At 36.3% G+C, this 17,774-nt stretch carries 16 protein-coding genes and 2 pseudogenes; 15 read left to right on the forward strand and 3 right to left on the reverse strand.

The window, feature by feature from the left end:
• Positions 1–156: 156 nt before the first annotated feature.
• Both AC3RV6_RS08550 and AC3RV6_RS08555 read left to right on the forward strand, forming a co-directional pair.
• A complete protein-coding gene (locus tag AC3RV6_RS08550) occupies positions 157–1,536 on the forward strand; it encodes a PDDEXK-like family protein (protein ID WP_489749021.1) in 1,380 nt (459 codons plus the stop codon).
• 482 nt (positions 1,537–2,018) lie between these two features.
• Positions 2,019–4,022, forward strand: a complete 2,004-nt coding sequence (locus AC3RV6_RS08555; protein ID WP_489749022.1) for an acyltransferase family protein — start codon at positions 2,019–2,021, stop codon at positions 4,020–4,022.
• A gap of 124 nt (positions 4,023–4,146) precedes the next feature.
• Here the strand turns inward: AC3RV6_RS08555 and AC3RV6_RS08560 are convergent.
• Positions 4,147–4,427, reverse strand: a pseudogene (locus tag AC3RV6_RS08560) (transposase); the annotation flags it as partial.
• 108 nt (positions 4,428–4,535) lie between these two features.
• On the opposite strand from AC3RV6_RS08560, the gene AC3RV6_RS08565 reads away from it, so the two are divergent.
• From AC3RV6_RS08565 to AC3RV6_RS08615, 11 genes and pseudogenes are all read left to right on the forward strand, one after another.
• Positions 4,536–5,510: a hypothetical protein gene (locus tag AC3RV6_RS08565; protein ID WP_489749023.1), complete on the forward strand. Its 975-nt coding sequence runs from the start codon at positions 4,536–4,538 to the stop codon at positions 5,508–5,510.
• A gap of 57 nt (positions 5,511–5,567) precedes the next feature.
• The gene (locus AC3RV6_RS08570; RefSeq protein ID WP_489749024.1) at positions 5,568–6,173 is read left to right on the forward strand and encodes a polysaccharide deacetylase family protein; all 606 of its coding nucleotides are present in this window, start codon (positions 5,568–5,570) and stop codon (positions 6,171–6,173) included.
• A 786-nt stretch (positions 6,174–6,959) separates the two neighbouring features.
• The gene (locus AC3RV6_RS08575; protein ID WP_489749025.1) at positions 6,960–7,115 is read left to right on the forward strand and encodes a hypothetical protein; all 156 of its coding nucleotides are present in this window, start codon (positions 6,960–6,962) and stop codon (positions 7,113–7,115) included.
• Positions 7,116–7,213: 98 nt separating this feature from the next.
• A complete protein-coding gene (locus AC3RV6_RS08580) occupies positions 7,214–7,717 on the forward strand; it encodes a sigma-70 family RNA polymerase sigma factor (protein WP_489749026.1) in 504 nt (167 codons plus the stop codon).
• Positions 7,714–8,787 carry a S26 family signal peptidase gene (locus AC3RV6_RS08585; RefSeq protein ID WP_489749027.1) on the forward strand — a complete coding sequence of 358 codons (1,074 nt, stop codon included), beginning with the start codon at positions 7,714–7,716 and terminating at the stop codon, positions 8,785–8,787. Before AC3RV6_RS08580 ends, AC3RV6_RS08585 begins: the two co-directional genes overlap by 4 nt.
• 258 nt (positions 8,788–9,045) lie before the next feature.
• Positions 9,046–9,282: pseudogene (locus tag AC3RV6_RS08590) on the forward strand (PH domain-containing protein).
• 311 nt (positions 9,283–9,593) lie between these two features.
• Positions 9,594–9,758 (forward strand): hypothetical protein, encoded by a 165-nt coding sequence (locus AC3RV6_RS08595; protein WP_489749028.1) that lies wholly within the window; start codon positions 9,594–9,596, stop codon positions 9,756–9,758.
• 76 nt (positions 9,759–9,834) lie between these two features.
• Positions 9,835–10,191 (forward strand): hypothetical protein, encoded by a 357-nt coding sequence (locus AC3RV6_RS08600; protein ID WP_489749029.1) that lies wholly within the window; start codon positions 9,835–9,837, stop codon positions 10,189–10,191.
• Between the two features lie 95 nt (positions 10,192–10,286).
• A complete protein-coding gene (locus AC3RV6_RS08605) occupies positions 10,287–12,206 on the forward strand; it encodes a bifunctional metallophosphatase/5'-nucleotidase (protein ID WP_489749030.1) in 1,920 nt (639 codons plus the stop codon).
• Positions 12,207–12,592: 386 nt separating this feature from the next.
• On the forward strand, positions 12,593–13,207 hold the full coding sequence (locus tag AC3RV6_RS08610; protein ID WP_489749031.1) for a sterol desaturase family protein: 615 nt from the start codon (positions 12,593–12,595) through the stop codon (positions 13,205–13,207).
• Between the two features lie 66 nt (positions 13,208–13,273).
• Complete coding sequence (locus tag AC3RV6_RS08615; protein WP_489749032.1) at positions 13,274–13,984, forward strand: GntR family transcriptional regulator; 711 nt, start codon at positions 13,274–13,276, stop codon at positions 13,982–13,984.
• Between the two features lie 284 nt (positions 13,985–14,268).
• Here AC3RV6_RS08615 and AC3RV6_RS08620 read toward each other — a convergent pair whose 3' ends face one another.
• Together AC3RV6_RS08620 and AC3RV6_RS08625 are read right to left on the reverse strand one after the other, a co-directional pair.
• A complete protein-coding gene (locus AC3RV6_RS08620; RefSeq protein ID WP_489749033.1) occupies positions 14,269–14,889 on the reverse strand; it encodes a restriction endonuclease in 621 nt (206 codons plus the stop codon).
• Between the two features lie 73 nt (positions 14,890–14,962).
• Positions 14,963–15,289, reverse strand: a complete 327-nt coding sequence (locus tag AC3RV6_RS08625; protein ID WP_489749223.1) for a YnfA family protein — start codon at positions 15,287–15,289, stop codon at positions 14,963–14,965.
• 564 nt (positions 15,290–15,853) lie between these two features.
• Here AC3RV6_RS08625 and AC3RV6_RS08630 point away from each other — a divergent pair.
• Together AC3RV6_RS08630 and AC3RV6_RS08635 are read left to right on the forward strand one after the other, a co-directional pair.
• On the forward strand, positions 15,854–16,711 hold the full coding sequence (locus tag AC3RV6_RS08630; protein ID WP_489749034.1) for a response regulator transcription factor: 858 nt from the start codon (positions 15,854–15,856) through the stop codon (positions 16,709–16,711).
• A complete protein-coding gene (locus AC3RV6_RS08635; protein WP_489749035.1) occupies positions 16,702–17,772 on the forward strand; it encodes a hypothetical protein in 1,071 nt (356 codons plus the stop codon). The genes AC3RV6_RS08630 and AC3RV6_RS08635 overlap by 10 nt, the downstream gene beginning before the upstream one ends.
• The last annotated feature ends 2 nt before the right edge of the window (positions 17,773–17,774 follow it).

Here is a 17,774-nt window from a genome sequence, read left to right on the forward strand (position 1 = left end):
AATTAGATCTTTTGTAGAATTGTGTTTAAAGAATGTGAAATTTAGTTATAAAGTATTGATAGTAGGCCTATGGATAGATTTGGAGTGCCTGTGCAATATTGATTTCTTAATAATTTTCTACACTGCGTTTACTAATGATATAGGGGTGGTTTATTAATGGTTCAATTACATGATATTATTCAATTAATAATGTCTTCGTCATTTTCAAAACTAGATGCACATTTTCGTTCGTTTAATCCATTACGGGTGCTGTGCGTGGATCAATATGAAATTCGCCATTCCAATGTTATATCTTGGCTACTTGATCCAGCTGAAAATCATCAATTAGATAGTAAAGTGCTTGAACGCTTTGTTGGTGAATTAATGACAGATGCGAGTAACGAAAAATTTTATACGGATTCTGAGTGGTTGGTTAATATGGTTTCGCTTACGTATACAGATTGGATAGTTAAACGTGAAGTGAAAACCGCGGGAAATGGATTTATCGATATTGTTCTTGTTTCCGAACTAAATAAGACTGTGCTTTTTATTGAAAATAAGTTTCATAGCACTGAGTTTGAAGGTCAATTAGATAAATATTATGATTATATACATGCGGAGTATGCTGACCACTTTATTGTGCCAATCTACATGACGCTAAACGATGATATTTCTTCTAATGACAATTATCTTAATATCAATTATTCGAATGTTATTCAAGCTATTGAGTTTGTTATAGAGGTGCAGCAAGAAGCGATGCCTGATGATGTTTATCGATTTATTCAAGATTATTTACAAGTTATTCAGGATGAGATTATTCCAGATACGAAAACTATGTCGCTTGCAAATGATGTTTTTGATAAATATAGTGAGCCAGTTTTGTATTTATATAGTGTCTTTAATACACAAAAAAAGAAGCGTACTTTTCATACTAAGTATATTGAATCGAGTCTTTTACTGACAGAACCAGAATACCTTTTGCAGGCGGAAATTTACCAAAAAAATAAAAAGGTAATCGATTTTATTTATGAAAATGGGATGGAAGTTTTCAAAAAAGCGTTTAAGTTAGCGATTTTGGATGTTTATCCAACAGAAACGATTTATTATCCGCATAATACCTATCCAAATTTTGTCCACCCGACTTGGGAAAGGTTTCAATCTTTATTAATGGACTTAAAAGAAGGAGAAACTTATTGGAGAGGGTATGGACTCATAGTGTTTTTCTCGCGCATTGATGAAGAAACGATGATGATGTTCGTAGAAATTGGTCCACTTCGCTATGAAAATCGACTTGCTTTGTTAGAGGCGCTTGAAACAATTGGTTATTCGATTAAGGATGGTTCGAAAAAAGAGGCGTCGAAATACACAAGAATATATAATGAAAAAATAACAGTGAAGGACTGGACAAGTATTCAAGAAGTACGTAATGAGTTAGTCCGACGTTTGCAGTCAGAATCGTTCACGACGACGATGCAAGATTTGGAGCAGGCGCTTGAGAAAGTTAACGAGGTAATCTATCCGGTTGCAAATAGATTTGGAGAACCTGTGCAACATTGAAATCTGAATAATAGGGCAGTTTTATTCTTAGTGAAAAGGCACTGTTAAATCCTGTTGATATTTGATTATTTAGATCAATGGGGACACAATATGTTTTGGGGATATCTATCTATTGAGTATCTACAATATATTCTAGAAGAAGGGAGGGAGTAATTATATTTACCTCTCTTTTTAAAAGGCATTCCTTCACTCTAAATTGAGTGAAGGAATGCCTTTTCTTGTTTATATAGAAGCGTTTCTTGTGCCAGTTTTGCATAAGATTATTCAACCCTGAAAACTATTTAAAAACATTTGAAACTTTTTCTGAATTCCTACGTCTGTAGGGTGCTTAAATAGGATTTCCGGTGTCTGTGAAACAATGAATTCAAAATAAATAAAGTTCGGTATCTAGTTAAAGGAATCAGGACTAAAAAAACACATTATTTTAATTAGCATTTACAAGGGGATAAAACTATGTCATTTAGATTGGATAGGATTTTGTTATGACTGACTTGAAAAAGCCTGAGAAGAGATATCGACCGGAAATTGAAGGGATTAGAACTATCGCAACTTTACTCATTGTTGTCTATCATATTTGGTTTGGTAGAGTATCCGGAGGAGTAGATGTGTTTTTTATTCTTTCAGGATTTTTAATTACGATGTCACTTCTATCTCGAATTGAGAAAACGGGCTCAGTTAATCTAGGAGAGTTTCTTTTAGGAATATCAAGAAGATTATTCACGCAAGCTTTATTAGTTATTGTTGTAATCGGAGGCTTGTCATTACTTTTTCTACCTCAGTTCGAATGGGGAGAACTCATAAAACATATGACTGCATCTACATTTTATTACGAAAATTGGCGACTAGCGTTTGATTCTGTTGATTATTTAGCACAAGACAATTCTGCTAGTCCATTTCAGCACTTTTGGTCGCTCGGTGTGCAAGTGCAGTTTTATATTATTTGGCCTCTTTTAGTAATAGCAGTTTATTTCCTTGCGCAAAAAGTATTCAAAACACCTATGCGGAAAACTTTTTTAGTTGCGATGATTATTATTTTCACGGGTTCCATTAGTTACTCGATTTATCAGACAAACCTAAATCAACCATGGGCGTATTTTGATACATTTGCTCGCATGTGGGAATTTAGTGTTGGTGGTTTGTTAGCATTGATTCTACCCTATTTATTTTTAAATAAATGGATAAATACTTTGCTTGGCTGGCTTGGATTACTCATTGTTTGTTTAACAGGGGTTTTATTACCTGTGTCAACGGTATTCCCAGGATATTTAGCGTTAGTTCCTATTAGTGGTGTCTTATTAATGATCATCGCCTCTGAAAATAATACGCGGTTTGGGGTCAATCGGATTTTAAGTTTAAAGCCATTAGTATTTTTAGGTGGACTTACATACGGCATTTATTTATGGCATTGGCCTCTTTTAATATTCTATCAATCTTATATGAACACGAAGACAGTTCCACTTAAAGACGGTGCCTTTATTTTACTGCTGACGTTAGTGTTAGCCTATATTTCTACAAAATTAATTGAAGCACCCATTTTGAAGATGGACATTAGGAAAATGAAGGGAAGGGCTATCGCTTTTTTGGCAGTGTTGCTATGTATTGCGGGTAGCTCAACCATCTTAATTTCTTTGTATATCGATAAAGTGAAGGCGGAAACGGTTGTTAGTAGTCAAAATGAAGAGGATTATCCTGGTGCGCGAGCTTTCTACGAAAATATTAAGCCGACTGAAGGAATTGAACCCATTCCATCTCTGTTAAATATTGATGTGGAGTTACCGTCATATTATGAAAACAAAGAATGCTTGTCAAAAAATCAAGTTGAAGTAAAGAAATGTTCTTATGGAGTGTTGGATAATCCGGATTATATAATTGCATTAGTTGGCGGATCGCATTCAGGACATTGGTTTCCAGCGCTTGAGATTTTAGCTGAGGAACTTAATTTTCAAATTGATTTGTATAGCCATGATGGCTGCCGTTTTACAAATGATGATGTGTGGAATCATTTAACTGAAAATTGTTTGGGTTGGAATTCGAATCTAATAGAACTCTTGAAGGAAGAACCACCTGATTTAGTATTTACGACTTCTACGGTAAATAAACGTGATGTGGTACCAACAGGGTTTATCGGACAGTGGAAACTTCTTGAAGGGATCACAACGATATTCGCGATGAGAGATAATCCGCGTATGAAAGAGGATATTCCGAGTTGTTTAAGAAATGCAGATGGCCCGTTAGATTGTGCAATAACACGGGATGAAGGCGTATCTAAAGTAGCGCCTTGGGAAAGGTTAGAAGCCGCTCCTCCTAATGTTATTTTTACAGATTTGACTGATTCTTTCTGTGATGCTAAAACTTGCTACCCTGTCATTGGGAATGTCATTGTTTATCGCGATAATAATCATATTTCTACAGAATACTCAAGGACATTAGCCCCGGCTTTAAAACAACCACTGAAGGAAGCATTAGAAAGTTTAAATGTGGAGTAAGATTGCTGGTGTTTGTATACTTTTACTTTTTTACACGCGTGTTGATTAACTAATTTTTACAGTATTTAATTGATCTAATCTCCAATGAAATTCTATTGTTTCTATCAAGCTAATTTGCCACTCAATAGGCAATTAAAGCGGCGAACAGCTGATTAAACACGGCATTTGATGTTGTGCCAAACAGCACTGGAACGTCCAAATTCTGCTTAATCCAGCGGAAAAAGGATTCGATAGCCCAGCGTGATTTGTACATACAAGCGATATCTTCTGCTGTTACGTCTATCAAACTAGTTATGACACGTATGTTTTTCCTTCTACAGTCTGTAAATTGCACAATACGATGCCGTTTCTTCGTCTGTTTTTTGGCGTACCAAGTATACACGTAAAATCAGCGTTCACATTTGAATACTTTGGACGTATTCCCTTTGAGGAAGAACCAGCCACGTTGGCTTATTGTTTAAAAGGTCGAATTTTTGATTGGATAATGATGAGGTAAGGGATGGGAAGAGGTATATGATGCGAAAAATGAGATATATAGTAGGTTCAATTTGCACAATATTAGCCTTGATTGTAATCGGTACTATGTTCAATCAAAAAACAACGATTGTCCAAGTAAATGGGGATCAAGTCTTAGTATTAGGCGCTAAAAGCGGCGAGACAATCGGCTATTTACATAAGGGGTTTACATTTTATAGAGAAGATCTATGTGAAGACTGGTGCTATTTCACAGTAGATGAGCAAGAGGTGAAAGTGGCAGTATCAGATGTCCTTCAAACACAAACACGTGAAGATGTAGCAGAAGCCCCAAACTTGAAAGTATTATATACATTGCCGATTGTACGTAATACAACACTTGTTACATATAAAACAGAGTCTACCGTAAATGTTACTCTTTTAGCAGGACAGAACTTACCGATTGTTGCTGTGGAGGGTGAATGGGTACAGGTTTTGTTGTTCGATCAGCTGATGTACACAAAGCTACCTGATTCATTAGAAGAGCATACGTCAACGGCAGATCAAGTATTAATAGCAGAAACAGCAACATCTATTTATGCAAATGAATCCTTCAATCAAGAGGGTGAACTGGCGATTTTACAGCCGAACATGCCAATTGCTTATATAGAAGAAACGGCCGCTGCTTATTTAGTAGCCTTTGGACAAGGTAAGGGATATATTCAAAAATCACAGGCACAAAAAATAGAGCCGACAGCTGTTGTAGATTTGAAGCTCACAGCAAAAGTAACAGGTAGTATCGCTACACAAGGTGAGCAGGCGACTGTGTATAAAACTCGTTCTTTAGAAAGCGAACATTTAGTGATGTTGCTACCGGGACTCCAGTATCCGATAGAAGGGCAATGGGGAAATTGGTATATTGTACGAATTGGTGGTCAGGTTGGGTATGTGCCAACAGCAGAGGCTACTATGGGACGAGGTGTGCCAGTGTTAATGTACCACCATGTTTTACCTGAAAAGGATTTAGGGGAGTAAAAGGACATTAGCACGACGATATCAGCTGAGGCCTTTGAGCAGCAGATGGATTATTTAGTGAATCAGCAATTCAAGGCGCTGACAAAACTTGAGCTATTAGCTTATGTAAAGGGTGAGCTCATTTTGCCGTTAAAATCGGTGCTTATTACGTTTGATGACGGGATATTATCGTCGAAGGAATATGCATATCCAGTGTTAAAGAAGCGAGGCCTATCGGCACTTCAGCATATTATCTCGGCACGTAAGAGTCGGGAGGAAGGCTTCCAAACGTTTGATGCTAACGCGAAATTGCAGTTTTTAACTGATGAAGAAATGGCTGAAATGACAGATGTCTTTAGCTATGAGGCACATTCCTTCAACATGCATATTTTAGATCCGGATACAAAAACGAGCCGTCTATTAAAAGCAAGTGCTGGGGAGTTGGGTGATGATCTTAGACAAAATCTAAAGGATGTGCCAGGCGCGACAGCCTTTGCCTATCCGTTTGGGCAATTTAAAGAAGAAACGATTGATGTATTAAAGAAACTAAATTTTGAAATGGCCTTTACGACAGTAGAGGGGCATAACAAAATGGGCGATGATGTATTCCGTATTAAGCGCTTCGGCCCAACACAGCAAACAACGATCGAGCAGTTTGCACAATACGTAAACGAAGTTGAATAAAGTGAAAGCAGCCGTATTTTTCGTGCCTGTGGTCAAGCCCCATTAAAATGGACACGAAACAATGGCTTAAATTGTACCACTAAGCACCTACATTAGGAGTTTTTTGCGTTTTTGCAAGTATTTAATGTACTATTCAAATTATCTTTTCAGGCTGTCAGTGTAAGGAACAAACGTGATCGTAGTCAACACAGATAACTTTATATGTCTGTACTGAATCAATTTCATAATTACCTTAACTTGCTACAACGAACAACATATTGTTCGAGAACGTTCTAACTCGACTATATGTTGTGGTGGTGTAGCAATAAAACACTATTATGAAATTGATTGACTTCAAAACTATTTAAAAGTATTTGAAACTATTCTTGAAAATGCACGTCTATAGGTTGTTTATATGACAGTGGAGGTAAAAGCATGAAGAAAAATCGTGTGAACGGCTTCTTGCTTGTTAGTTTGACATTAATTTTAATAGTTTGTGTTAGAAAATGGTTTCCTTAGTTCCTATGACAGAGAATCATTGTTGAAAAGAAGCTATTGCCATTTATACATATGGAGTGACTTGCTCCTGTTGAAACGCTGCAAAAAACCGTAGTTTATGGGGATTCTAACTTACAAAGCGGCATTTGACTACAGCTGGAAGAAAGTTATCGCTACCCAGTTGTTCTTGGGGAAAGCGATTGGTATATTATAAAAGTAGAAGAGAGACTGGGATATATATATATACATAAGCAATCTGTTGCGTTAAATCGTTCAAAAGATGAAATTGTCAAGGATTTACAACGAAATTTGGAGCAAGTACCTGCGGTCACTTTAATCGCCTATCCACATGGAAATTATAATGAAGTATTTATTGCAGCAGCTAAAGAGGTTGGGCTATTAATCGGTTATACGACGGTCGAAGGATATGCAATCATGAATGATTCAAATTATGAAGTCAATTGATTTGGAATGACAGATAAAAGTCGTTTAAGCAATTTGTTATGTATGCTGATGGGGATATGAAGTGGTCATGATATAACCATAGAAAGTGAGAATCGCAAATGAATGAAATTAATCAAATAATGAATGAGCATTCTCGTTATTTAGTGCGCATTGCTTATTTATACGTGAAAAATTGGTCAACGGCTGAGGATGTTGTACAAGAAGTATTTGTTACATACTTTCAAAAAAGTGATCAGTTTCGAAATGAGGCATCATTGAAAACGTATTTAACTAAAATGACTGCCAATCGTGCAAAAGATTATTTGCGTTCTTGGAGGCATAAAAAAGATGTACTATTTGATACTATTATCGCTTCAGTAAAAGGTTCAGAAGAGATATTACTAGAACAAGAACGGCTAGCCTCACTTGAAAAGAATCTTTTCCAGCTTCCATTAAAATATCGTGAGCCTATCATATTATTTTATTATAATGAGCAATCCATAGCGGAAATAGCTAGCTATTTGCAACTTAATGAAAATACAGTGAAAACACGACTGCGAAGAGCAAAGCAGCAGCTAAAGGGGTATTTTGAAGAAGAGGATGAGGAGGTAGTGAGCAATTGAGCGATTTCAAAAATAAGCTCGATCAAATGATGGGCGATACATCGAAGCAGGAAAGGCGAATAAAACAGCGTGTGCATGAAAAATTACGGCCACCAGCTAAAAAGACTTCTTGGCAAGTTGTGTTTGTCATGGCGGCGATTCCTGTTTTAGCACTGTTCCTTATTTTCACAATTAATACTTCCAATCAGTTTTCTTCTGACGAGGGACCTAGTATTCCATATGATCCACTAGATGATCTTGCACAAATTTCAGAACTGCAAAAAAAGAAACAACTATCCACCTTTGATTATGAAGAATTTGCGGCTCTGCCATATTTTGATAAAGTGAACGATCTTTATTATATAGACAAAGAAATATTCCCATTAAAAGGGAGTTCGGATGGTTTCCATACAGTTATTGAGCGAAAAGCAAATTTATACGATGATATAGTTTATGATGTGGGCGACCTGGTGCGAACAATGACAAATGCGACAAGTCATTTACCGACATATGCTGATGCCTATTACGAGATTATTGCAGTCCCAGGGGATCGTGTCGTGCTGAAAAATGGACAACTGAAAATAAATGGCAAACCGTTACAGACTGAAATCATGGACCGTTATGAAGAGCAAGGAAACACGATTGCAGGAGGCTATGATCAACTTTTAAATGCGCGAGAGTATTTTTTGTTGAATCATTTTCCAGCAAGTGAAACGGTGCAGGGGGGGGCAATTACGCCTGTGCACAAAATTTATGGGAAAGTTGTAGGTATAGCGACTGAGGAAGGTACCGACTCGATTTATCTCGATTATTTATCTGGACAGTTGAATGGGAACTATACACCAGAGCAATATTTTGATTTGTATTTATATGATGAACATTTTGGCTTAAGTAATTTGCCAGCGACGTCTGCGATTAAACAAATTAATAGTTTAGGTGAGCGGTTTATTGAGGCATCCTATCGAAAAGTGATTCCTATTTCAGAGAATCACGTTGAAATTCGTTATCAATTTGGACGTGAAGGTGTCGCAGAGCACGAGTTTTATATGAAGCGGGACGTGAGCTCTGGACGTTGGATACTAGAAGATTAAAAATCGTTATTGAAAGGGGGTGATTATTTAAATAACAGATCCCTAGTTAGTTCAAGTTCAAATTACACAATCATTTTATATAAACCAGATTGGCAACAGTTCAAGAAAAGAAGCCGTCAACCAACCGCTAACGATATGAGCATGCCAATGTGGTTTAGTGTCAAAATGAAAGGTGTCTGTGAAAGAAATTGTTCTAAAAAAATTAAGTGTGCCTGTGAAACATTGAATTCAGAATATTTTACTGCACAGGTACCTTAAATTTATGCTTCCACAATTGATAAAGCCGTTGTAGAAAAAGTGTTGGCTGTAATCTAAATAGCAGAAGAGACAGTGGAAGCTGCGTTTAAATTATTTAGGGATTTAATGGTGTTTACGGAAAAGCGTTTAATCCTTGTTGACAAACAAGGAATGACTGGGAAGAAGGTTGAGTATCATTCCATTACTTATAAAAGTATATATGACATTCAAAAAGTACTGGCGTCCGTTTGTTTGTGAAGACTTAAAAATTTACGTGACTATCCAACAATAAACTCTGAATATTTTACTGCATACTTTTTAATATATACAATTCGTATTACAAAATTCTGTAAGCGTTGCGTAGCTGGATATTCCATGAATTGAACAGACAACCCACTAGCATGTAATTGCTGGTGGGTTTTTGGTGGTGTGCCCTATATGGGTTATAACTTGGTGATGAAAGTCCACTACAGACTTGGCAGTAGGAACTGTTAGCTCAAGGTAAGGGTGTCCATCGTGAAGTGGAAACTATGAGGTACATATGAGTTCGTAGGGATGTCGACATCGTTATGAAAGAACAAGATGGTATCAACTTAATCGATAAAATTATTGCAGAACAGAATCTTTTGCGCGCATATAAGAAAGTAAAGAGTCATAAAGTTGCTCCTGGAATTGATGGAATCAAAGTGGATCAATTAATAAGTCACATGGAGAAATTTTTTAGCCACGCTTGATAATAATTTACTGAGACACGGCTGCACTTTTTCATGGTATATTTTAAGTAGTCAGAGTATTAGTGGAAGTTATTAAATGAAGATCACGATGGAAATGAGTAAGGGTGCATATCAAGTAGCAAAAAGAGTATATGCTAGACAAATCAGTAGAAGTGATGGGTCAGCTGAAATATTTAGAACTACTCGTATGTCTGTAGGTTCTGCACAAACTTTTATCACTATTTTCTTAGCCATGATGAATGGGGAAGTATATAAAAGAGCCTTTAATAACAGTACGAATAAGTATTTGCTTGAAACAATTCGAAAAGACTACGGAAAAGATTTCTTTAATCGTGCTCTACTAGCTGTTCAAAAACACATAAACTATTACGCAACTCTAAGAAAAGGGTATTTGACAGGACTCCAAAAGATTGTAGATGAAATGAAGCGATAATTTTCTTATACAGTCACCTTAGAACAATCAATAAAGGGGGAATTACAATTAACAAAATAACAGTTAGACTTTTTTCCATATTCACAATCATAGCTTTGGTTTTAATCATTGATAGTCCAAAAGAGAACGCTGCTTCACCTGAAGAATCGATAACAATTCTTTTCACTCATGATTTACATGACAATTTTCTTCCATTTGAAGTGGAAAGAGGACAGGAAAGATTTACAGTCGGTGGCTATGCTAGATTATATAGTGCGATAAAAGAGCAAAGGGAAAAAAATCCTGATGCCGTGTTAGTGGATGCTGGAGATTTTGCGATGGGGACATTGTTTCAAACAATATATGCAACGGATGCTCCTGGACTCAGAATTTTGGGACAAATGGGTTATGATGCTACCACATTTGGGAATCATGAATTTGACTTTAGAGCAGGCGGTCTAGCAGATAGTTTACAAACCGCCAAGGACAGTGGCGATACGCTACCTAAAATAATAGCATCGAATACTTTATTTCCAAAAGACGATGAAGGAAATATACCTGCCGACTTACAAGCGTTAAAAGAAGCGATGGATCAGAATGACGTTAAGGAATATAGTATCATCGAGCGTAATGGCGTAAAAACCGGCATCATTGGTCTAATGGGTGAAGAGGCGGCAGGCAATGCGCCTATGTCTGGCGTCACATTCGATGATCCGGTTGAAAGCGCTAAAGCAACTGCCGCTAAATTAAAAAAAGATAAGGATGTAGACCTGGTAATTGCCATTTCTCATTCAGGTACATCGGATATCAAGTCCAAATCAGAAGATGAAATAATTGCCGAAAAAATTCCCGATATTGATGTCATTATTAGTGGTCATAGCCATACAGCGCTAAAAGAGCCTATTTTAGTAGGGGATACGATTATAGGATCATCTGGCGAGTACGGGGAGCATTTAGGTGTTATGACTATTTCACAAGATGCAAATGAAAATTGGGAATTAAATGATTACGAATTAATTGCAATCGATGATACATTACCTTTAGATCCATCTATTTCCGAAACAATTAAGGATTATAAACAGGTTGTACAAGAGAAATACCTCCGTCATTTTGATTTGGGATTTGATGAGGTTCTTGCTTATGCGCCGTTCGATTTCACACCTTTTTCGGAGTTAGGCTTATTACAAAAAGAAGAACCCATAGGGAACTTGATAGGCGATTCATTCATTCACATAATTCAAGAACAAGAAGGTAGCGACTATGAGCCGATCGCTGCTGCAGTCGTACCTATTGGTAATATTAGAGATTCTTTTAGTAAAGGTGACCTAACCGTTTCAAATGTGTTCAATGTGAATTCGTTAGGGGTCGGTCCAGATAAAATGTCTGGATATCCACTGTTAGATATCTATTTGACTGGTAAAGAATTAAAGACGATTGCGGAAGTGGATGCATCTATTACGCCGATTATGAACGAGGTTCAATTGTATATAGCGGGATTAAGTTATACATTTAACACAGATCGTTTTATTTTTAATAAAGTGACCGAGGTGAGTTTGCAAGACATTGATGGCGCAAAAGAAGAGATAGATGATAAAAAGCTTTACCGAGTCGTAGGTGGATTATATTCCGTCCAAATGCTTCCGTATGTAAATGAAAAGTCTTTTGGAATATTGTCTATCATTCCGAAGACTAAAGAGGGTACACCGATAACAAACTTTGAAGACCAAATCATTTATATGAACGATAATCAAGAAGTGAAAGAGTGGTATGCGATTGCTAATTATCTTCAATCCTTTGAAGAAATAGATGGTGTACCACAAGTACCTATCTACTATGAAAGAACTCAAAACAGAAAAGTTGTCGAGCATAATTCCAATCTCTTCGCTATTCTTAAAAATCCTAATTCATTTATACTAACTGTTTATGCAATACTGCTTACTTTCGTTGGAATCGTGGTTTTAATCATTACTTTCATAGTCAAACGAAGAAGACGTAAAAATACTACTGCTGAAAATAGAGAAGCAATCGGTCTGTAGATAATAGAATCTTAAATCTAAGGTGCCTGGTACTAATACAATAAATACTTTCGGATTTAAAAAGAATCTGAAAGCAAAATTGATAAAACGCAGCCGATAATTTACATCGCAGCTGCGTTTTTTACATTTTAGAGTTTATGTCGAATAACGTTTTATACTTAGTACTCTTGTTGAAGTGGTAAAAAAAGAACTAATTATTACCTTGTCTAGCTATAATAAAAAGCGTTTGACTATCTTTTCAGAATACTATATAGTTTTGGTAATACCAGCACAACCTATTGGTCTTACCAACAGGTTGTGCTGACTCGAACTTTTGCATTGAAAAAAAGCTAACCAAAGCACTATTTTTCATTAGCGTTGAAAGACTTTGTTTAGGGGGAATTTAAGTGAATAGAAAGTATTATAAGGAATTTGCTACATTTCCAGATATCACAATCATGTTTGTCCTATTTGTTCCGCTCATGATCTATACCGTTTTAAATATACTGCAAATTGGTACTTGGATTGCTTTCGTTATTGGGATGGCGACATACGCGATGAGTGAGTATATCATCCATAGATTTTTATTTCACATGAAGACACCAACAAATCCCTTTTTACTGAAATGGATTAAACGCTTACACTTTGATCATCATGTTGATCCTAAAAATTTAAAGCTATTATTTTTACCGATTTGGTTTAGTCTGCCTGGCTTTTTAATCTTTGCAGTCATTTTCTACTTAATAACAGCCAATATTCAATGGACGATTGCTTATCTAGCGGGGGTAGTGGCTTACTTTATGTTTTATGAATGGAAGCATTATATAGCGCATAAACCAATTCAACCACGTACAGAAATGGGAAGAAATATTAAGAAGGCACATCTTTGGCACCATTTTAAAAACGAAAACTATTGGTTTGGCGTAACACATACATCTATTGATAAAACCTTTGGCACTTATAAGGACCAGAATTCTATAGAGAAGAGTGAGACTGTAAGGGATTTGGAGAAGCGTGCATGAATACAAGTTGTAGTCTTTCTTTTTATCATAACTAAGGAAAATATGAAACCAGAAGAGGGTAATGCAATGAATCGAACTGCGATTATTGAAAAAGAGATGATCAAAGCAATTCTTCAGGGAGAATATATAGCGGGAAGTCAGGTGCAGACAGAAAGAGAGTTAGCGGCTATACATCAGGTAGGACGACCTGCAATTAGGGAAGTATTGCAACGATTAAGCCACGGAGGCTGGCTGACATTAAGGAAAGGCCAACCAGCGACTGTGAATGATTATTGGCACGGTGGAAATATTACGACAATCGTGGATATTATGCAATATTTTGATCAAGTACCAGATGCTTTTGTACTTTACTTTTTAGAAATGCGTATTGCTTTAACACCAAAATATGTAAAAAAGGCTGTCATGCTAAATCACCCGAAAGTCGTAGGCATACTTTCTCAAATGGATGAATTAACAGATTGTAAGGAAGACTTTGCTTTATATGATTGGAAGATGCAGAAAGAGTTAGCTAAATTATCGGGAAATCCAATTTTTTCATTAGTGCTAAATAGTTTCGAACCAGCTTACGTAAAAATGGCAATGAAATACTTTGAACTGTCATTTCGTCGCAAAGCTTCATTAATTTATTACAAAAAATTGATGGCTGTTGCATTAAAAGGTGATTGTGAACAAGCAGAAGAACTGTCACGCCTGATGATGGAAAAAAGTTATACTTTATGGGAAAGCCAGCTATCTCCTGATGAAAAGATAGGGGTGAAATTTAGTTTAGAAGAGTGAAAGGTAACAGTTTCTAAAGTAATTCTGAATTTAACGAACTAGGGATATAACGAACGACTTCGACGGCTCTGTAGATGAACTTGTTGAGTCAGAGTACCAATAACATAAGCTATTAGACGATGAGTTTATTGATATTTGAAATAGTTTAAATAAAAGACAAAACCATGTGCTGAAGATTTAAACACGCATGGGATTGTCCTTTTCTTTTTACTTCATTTCATTCATCTTGGCATTTCGAATTTCTTCAATACTTTTCACTATTGGTTACTTTATCAGGATTCTCCTTAATAATTGCTGTTGTCGGAGCCTTCAAGACTCCTATTCTCAGGTTTGCTTGTCTGATGTATTTTCTTTTTTTGGTCACTACTTAGACTAATTAATTGGTCGCGGTTAATAAGCAAAACTTTATTCGCTTCAGCTAAGGCAACCGCATCCTTTGTATAATAGCTGTTTGAAATTAACCATGCATTCGTCGCGTTATGTATTTTCGCCTTGGGAATAACTTCTTGAACAGCTGTAACTCCAACTATATTCTGGTAGCATTTTGCGTGCACGACGATTATATCTGCGCCCCTTTTTAATATTAAATCCCCTTTAAAATCGACTGTATCCCGTCCGTACGTTACATCATAACCTTGATTAATAAACAGTCCTCCGACGTACACCTCGAATTGTTCGTTCGTCATTTGATCGACTTCAGAAATTCTAGCTTGTTTCATCCGTTTACCGAATCGATCCGCTCGCCATTTTCCAAGCAGTGCCAGCATGCCAATTGCGATAAGCGCGCCTGCTAACACACCAGTAAGTGTACCAATTTGATTCCATCCGAATAAGCTAGCAACAAGAACTAGAAATACTTTTATCGTAATTAATTCTTTCTTTTCTTTTTTTGTACGATTGCGCAATTAAAAAACTCCCTTTTCATTTCAATACCTTATTTTCCATAAAAAGTTATGTATAGCCTATTTAATACTTTCACTAATTTCGAGGTGCCCATAACATGACCGACACACCCAGTATACAGATTAATGCACCAATCCAATCAAACACATCCGGTGTTTCCTTGTCGATGGCCCAGCCCCATATAACGGCAAGCACTATGAATACACCGCCATAGGCAGCATACACTCTACCGAACGTAGGAAAATTTTGAAAGGTAATAATTACACCATACGCAATTAATATAATTCCACCCATAACCCCAAAACTAAATGGTCTACCTTCCCTTAACCAAAGCCAAATCAAGTAGCCACCACCAATTTCAGCAAGTCCCGCAATCACAAATAATATTATTGTTGATAGAATAATAACCACATCCTAATAAGTAGTAACAAAATGATGAACATCTGTTTAAGTATAAATGATGGCGATCATTTATCATAACTTACTAGTACTGATTTCGACTTATTAAGCTCGCAATTTGCATCCTGTTACTGTCATTAAGTTTCAAGATTTACGAATTTTAATAAAGCAAAAAACCAAGTTACAACACTAAAAAAATGTGTTGTAACTTGGTTTTGTTTTAAATTCCAAGGGAGAATGCTACTTGCTATGCCATAATAAACGAACTAAGCTGTTAACCAAAAAGACTTAAGCACCTAATTAAAGATGATTAAATTGCTAGTTCAATCAATTTCATAATAGGGTTTTATTGTTACACCACCACAAAATATAGTTGAGTTGAAGCGTTCTCAAAATAAATTTGCGTCGTTGTAGCAGATTAAGGTCATTATGAAATTTATTCAGTTAACTACATATTTCACATTCTAGCAATAAACTTTCGTAACTGATAGTATTTAGTTTGCAAGATATAGGGTATATAAGAATTATTGAAGTTACTTTTATTATTAATGGAAGTGGGTATTTCGGATGAGTGGAAAAGTCTTAGCAAGCGTTTTAGAAAGTCCTTTTATAGAGTATGTATATAACTTGTTAAAAGCAAATGTACTTAGAGAGCGGAAAACGATGTCTCTTGTTCTGATTAGATTAGAAGGAACGGAAAAGCGTTCATTTATACATGAAATACAAGGAATTTTACGTGAGAAAGATGTCTTGTTTGTAACGGAGCAGTTGAACGAAATCGGACTTCTTTTGCCAGAAAGTGCTTCAGAAGAAGCAAGTGGATTTTTAAGCCGACTCCGTAATGTTAGTGGTCATTCTCTGACAGGCAAGGAAACTTTCTCGTTTCAAGCTGCTATTATTGAAGTTTTTCATCCTGATCTGACTATAGAATTTGCTCTTGATGCTTGCAGGAATTCGCTACGGGATACATCGGAAAATGGAAATACGAGCGTCGTATATGCAAAAACGAGTTTCGAACGACCTGTTTTATCTGTCAAAGTTAGCATTTTAGATGGTGATCATCTGTTTAGAGAATTTCTATTAATGGCAATGGAACGGATTGAAGTACCAGGCGTCAAGCTGAATGTTCGTGTATTTGATGATGGACTATCTTTATCTCAATCAGATTGGACAAACTCTTGGCATCCTCATCTCGTTGTTATGAGTGATGTGTTGCCTAAAAAGAATGGATTGGATATCTTACATGATTTGCGAGCGATGCCGAACGAAGAGAAGTTTACAATACTTATGATGACAAGGCGAAATGCTGAGGAAGATATGATTTACGCATATGAAAGTGGAACGGATGGTTACTTAGTGAAGCCGTTTAATATTCGCTTATTCGAAGCACAGGTAAAACGAATGATGGTTAGGTTATGGTCATGATTTCTTTACCAATCGAGTGGTTAATTGCCTCAGTTATTTTATTATTTATTACACTTGTCCTATTTATTGTTTATATGTCATTCCAACGAAACGCTCAAAATCGAAGGGGAATTCAAATTGCTGATTATTTAGACAGAAACATTACTGGCTGGTATGAATTCATTCGTTCTGATGATGCTTCGGAAGAAAATCTCATCCCTAAAAACAATGCTGAAGTGAGCGCCATTGAACAGTTATTTCATGCTGTCGTCCATAATTTAAAAGACGACGATTTTGAAAAAAGAATTAGTAGTTTTGCGAATCGTCACCTCGCCAATGTGTACAGAAAAAAGTTGCGGAGTCGCAATTGGGGAGAGCGAATGAATGCACTCTATCATATTCATAACTATGGTGTTGATTCACTAGCTAGAGAATGTAGGAAACTTTCTAAACAAAAAGTTAGTTCGGAAGAATTGTTTCATTTACTATTAATTGATTTAAAATTTAGTCCAACTTACTTTCTCGCAAACAATCTACATAAACTCAACGCTATTTCCTCAAGCGATGTGAAGGAATTGTTATTTGGCATGCCGAATGATCTATTCGAAGAAACAGTGAATCAACTAGATTTACTTGCTTTGGACGTACAATATTCAATTGTCGATGTGATTGGCATGAAGCTTGATTCTACATGGATGCCTATGTTAGAAAAACTATTTTTAAACACAGATAGTGAATTGAGAATCCGTGTTTTGAGAGCCATCAATTCTCTTGGTGTCCTGCCATCAGACGCAATTTTAACAATGGGTATTCAGACAGAAGTTTGGCAAGAACGTTATCAAGTGGCACGTTTGTTGCGTTTCCTTCCTAAAAGAGAAGCATGTTTGTTAGCGAATGAATTTAAATTTGATGATGTATTCTTAATTCAAGAAGAAACAAAGAAATATAAGGTGGCATTGGATATGAATACAGAAATATTAAATGAAACGGCCGCGACTATTGTCAAAGACGAGATAGAGAAGATTGACAGCGATATCTTTCCGCAGACAACTGACCAGCTACATAAGAAAGACGGCGATTAAGT

The sequence above is a fragment of the Sporosarcina sp. So3-204 genome (assembly GCF_058068165.1).

Coding starts and splice junctions, on each gene's coding strand:
- AC3RV6_RS08600 (WP_489749029.1), top strand. CDS start 9,835: ATGAAGATCACGATGGAAATGAGTAAGGGTGCATATCAAGTAGCAAAA.
- AC3RV6_RS08555 (WP_489749022.1), top strand. CDS start 2,019: ATGACTGACTTGAAAAAGCCTGAGAAGAGATATCGACCGGAAATTGAA.
- AC3RV6_RS08565 (WP_489749023.1), top strand. CDS start 4,536: ATGATGCGAAAAATGAGATATATAGTAGGTTCAATTTGCACAATATTA.
- AC3RV6_RS08630 (WP_489749034.1), top strand. CDS start 15,854: ATGAGTGGAAAAGTCTTAGCAAGCGTTTTAGAAAGTCCTTTTATAGAG.
- AC3RV6_RS08595 (WP_489749028.1), top strand. CDS start 9,594: ATGAAAGAACAAGATGGTATCAACTTAATCGATAAAATTATTGCAGAA.
- AC3RV6_RS08580 (WP_489749026.1), top strand. CDS start 7,214: ATGAATGAAATTAATCAAATAATGAATGAGCATTCTCGTTATTTAGTG.
- AC3RV6_RS08550 (WP_489749021.1), top strand. CDS start 157: ATGGTTCAATTACATGATATTATTCAATTAATAATGTCTTCGTCATTT.
- AC3RV6_RS08635 (WP_489749035.1), top strand. CDS start 16,702: ATGGTCATGATTTCTTTACCAATCGAGTGGTTAATTGCCTCAGTTATT.
- AC3RV6_RS08615 (WP_489749032.1), top strand. CDS start 13,274: ATGAATCGAACTGCGATTATTGAAAAAGAGATGATCAAAGCAATTCTT.